This window comes from Halobellus sp. Atlit-38R (assembly GCF_003665925.1).
GTDB lineage: Archaea > Halobacteriota > Halobacteria > Halobacteriales > Haloferacaceae > Haloquadratum > Haloquadratum inordinatus.
This window is the reverse complement of the sequence record NZ_QXIJ01000185.1, coordinates 1-535: the sequence shown is the minus strand read 5'-3', so window position 1 is coordinate 535 and position 535 is coordinate 1. Positions and strand designations below refer to the sequence as shown.

The window sequence follows — 535 nt, the reverse complement described above, 5'->3', positions numbered from 1 at the left end:
CGATGACCTCTACACCGGCCATGATTGGTACAGTCGCTGCCCCAGTTTTCCGTTCATCATCGAAGACAATATACGGATCTTCTTGATTGAGGCGTAACTGGGAAATTTTCAGATTAGTTGGTTCGGCGCGACGTGTACCAGCCGCGACGAGAATAATGAGAAGCGCCTTTTCTTCTAGTGTTTCAGTTGCTTCCCAACATTTTCGAATCTGCTCTGGCTCAAGTTCGTGTTCAGGCGAGCGCCGGTCAAATTGGTAGCCCATCATTTTGCGAGCCCTATCAACCTCGTGGTCATCGATCTCGTTTACAATAGAGAGGTAATCTGCCCAGCGTGACAGGCTTCTTGTATAGTTTGATTGGGCGCCCTCTGTCTCAAGATGTGATGAGAGATGAGAGAGTAGTCGTAACAGGAGATCTGTGTCTGCCGGGGACTCCGACCGGACAATTCGAAGGAGGTCGGTACTTCCAAATTCAGCGTAAGCGACAGACGCCAGCTTCCGGAAATGCGACCTAGCATCATCAACACGGTTGTCCCC

1 pseudogene is annotated in these 535 nt (G+C 50.5%); it reads right to left on the bottom strand.

What is annotated here, in order from left to right:
• Positions 1-265: pseudogene (locus D3D02_RS21055) on the bottom strand (hypothetical protein); the annotation flags it as partial.
• Positions 266-535 lie beyond the last annotated feature (270 nt).